Consider the following 2,295-nt stretch of genomic DNA (forward strand, 5'->3'; position numbering starts at 1 on the left):
GGGCGATAGTATGTTTTTAGAAGGTAGCTGGCAAACTACAGCTGGAGTTTATTACGACATATTTTCTACATTTCAATTTTGTGATAGTATTGTTGAATATACACTTTCAGTAAATGATAGTTACTTCGCTCAAAATGCAATTTCAATTTGTGAGGGCGATAGTATGTTTTTAGAAGGTAGCTGGCAAACTACAGCTGGAGTTTATTACGACATATTTTCTACATTTCAATTTTGTGATAGTATTGTTGAATATACACTTTCAGTAAATGATAATTACTTTGCTCAAAATGCACTTTCAATTTGTGAGGGCGATAGTATGTTTTTAGAAGGTAGCTGGCAAACTAATGCAGGTGTTTATTTTGACACTTTATCTACTCTACAATTTTGTGATAGTGTTGTTGAAAATACTTTATCCATTAATGCCATACCAAATGTTTATTTGGGAAATGATACAACTATTTATAATACCGATTCTTTATTGCTCGATGCTGGTACCGGATTTTTAAGTTATTTATGGGATTCTGGTTCTAATAATCAAACTTATTTAGTTGAAGGACCTATAGTTGGAGTAGGAACTTATAATTATTATGTAGTTGTGTCAGACACGAATTCATGTTCAAGTAGCGATACAATTGAAATTACAATTGATTTTAATATATTAGTCATTAATGATTTAAATAATGTTGTAAAGATATTTCCAAATCCTGCTGCTGAATATTTTATTGTTCAATCTGAGAAGCTGATTAATGCTAAAATAAGATTATACGATCTTAGTGGAAAGATTATTTTAGTTGATCGAATTGACGGTTATCAGAAAAATATCGATATCAAAGCGGTAAATCCTGGAGCTTATCTAATTGAAATAATTTATAATGACATACCTTATAGAGCAAAGATTATAATTAAATAATCCTTGCTAATTGGGGGCTGAATCATGCTATATTGCTATATTTAAACATATAATTTAAAAGAAGAAATATTATGAAAATGAAACTTTTTGGCAAAGCCAATACAAAAAAAGACGGATCGTGTATGACTGATTTGGAAAATGAAATTAACGATTGGTTGAAAAATAACCCAAATATTGAAATATTAGATATTAAACAATCAGCCAGCGGAGGAAGTTTTCACGATACAAAACTTTTTGTTACTGTTTGGTATGAAGAAGGAGAATAGTTTATTTAGGGGACTTCTAAAAATGCAAATTTCTTCGTTGTTTCTAAATTTCAAAATCCTTGTTTACAATAGTAAACTGCGGTTTTAAAATATCTTACGTCTTGAAATTTACAATATTTATTATTCCCCTTATTTCTTTTTTGAATTTTGTATGTATTTTATTGATTTTAGTACTGTTTTTAGTAAAATCGAATTAAGGTAATCTACAATTCATTCAACTCCTCTTCATAATCAAATTGCAAATCTTCATGCAAATTAGATAATACTTTTCGAATTGCATCAACTTGACGATGGTAAATATTAAACAGAACTGTATTGTTTTTCATAGATGGTTTCATTTTTTTTAATTCTTTACAAAAATAAATCAACAATTCTACTTCAGTTTGTTTTTTCTTCGAATATCTTACGTACTTTTTGATATTTCGTAAAATTTTGCGAACACTTTTTTTCATGAAGTAATAGCTTGTAGTATTTATCTCGGAAAATTGCTCACTAATCTCAATTTTTATTTCTTTTACAAAAGTAGCTTCGTTTGAAGCTTCAAACAAAAGATAGGTCAATAACTCTTTGTTTTCCTTCTTGAATTTTGTTAGGCTCAAACAAATTTCCAGTAATTCTTTTTGTGTGAGGCCAGCTAATTCAAACTTTATTTCTTTTAATGAGGCTGCTTTCATAAATTATAAAATAAATTCGTGGTAAAACTATGAAAAAATGAAAACTCGGACTTAAGTTTTTTCCGTTGAAAAATGAATCCTTTTTAAAAAAAATTTGAAATTAGATTTCAAAAAATATTTTGGCTAATATTTCTAATTTTACAATAAGAAAAAATTGATTATTTCCCGTGAAAATGTTGATTCTAATAATAATTATTTTTGAATTATTATTTTTTAGGACAGATATTTGCAAGTTGGGTTAAGTTTTTTATAAAATTTTCAGTATCAAGTCTTTTATAGAACAAATCTTCATATTGATTGATTCTATATAGTGCCTCTAAGAAAACAGTTCAAAATTAAAAACATCTCTTTTTGCGATATTTCTATTTTTTTCATTTGTCTAATACAAAAGCATTTACTGCATGAAAGAAAATAGAAATATCATCAAAAATAAATTATTTTATAA

3 protein-coding genes are annotated in these 2,295 nt (G+C 27.1%); 2 read left to right on the forward strand and 1 reads right to left on the reverse strand.

The genetic code is table 11. The features are described 5' to 3' along the window. A partial coding sequence (locus HN894_13235; protein ID MBT7144285.1) for a T9SS type A sorting domain-containing protein occupies positions 1-910 on the forward strand: 910 nt, incomplete at its 5' end. 71 nt (positions 911-981) lie between these two features. Continuing rightward, complete coding sequence (locus HN894_13240) at positions 982-1,176, forward strand: hypothetical protein (protein ID MBT7144286.1); 195 nt, start codon at positions 982-984, stop codon at positions 1,174-1,176. A 203-nt stretch (positions 1,177-1,379) separates the two neighbouring features. On the opposite strand, the gene HN894_13245 is transcribed toward HN894_13240, so the two are convergent. Beyond that, complete coding sequence (locus HN894_13245) at positions 1,380-1,850, reverse strand: hypothetical protein (protein ID MBT7144287.1); 471 nt, start codon at positions 1,848-1,850, stop codon at positions 1,380-1,382. Positions 1,851-2,295 lie beyond the last annotated feature (445 nt).

Source organism: Bacteroidota bacterium, assembly GCA_018692315.1.
GTDB lineage: Bacteria > Bacteroidota > Bacteroidia > Bacteroidales > JABHKC01 > JABHKC01.

Coding starts and splice junctions, on each gene's coding strand:
- HN894_13245 (MBT7144287.1), bottom strand. CDS start 1,850: ATGAAAGCAGCCTCATTAAAAGAAATAAAGTTTGAATTAGCTGGCCTC.
- HN894_13240 (MBT7144286.1), top strand. CDS start 982: ATGAAAATGAAACTTTTTGGCAAAGCCAATACAAAAAAAGACGGATCG.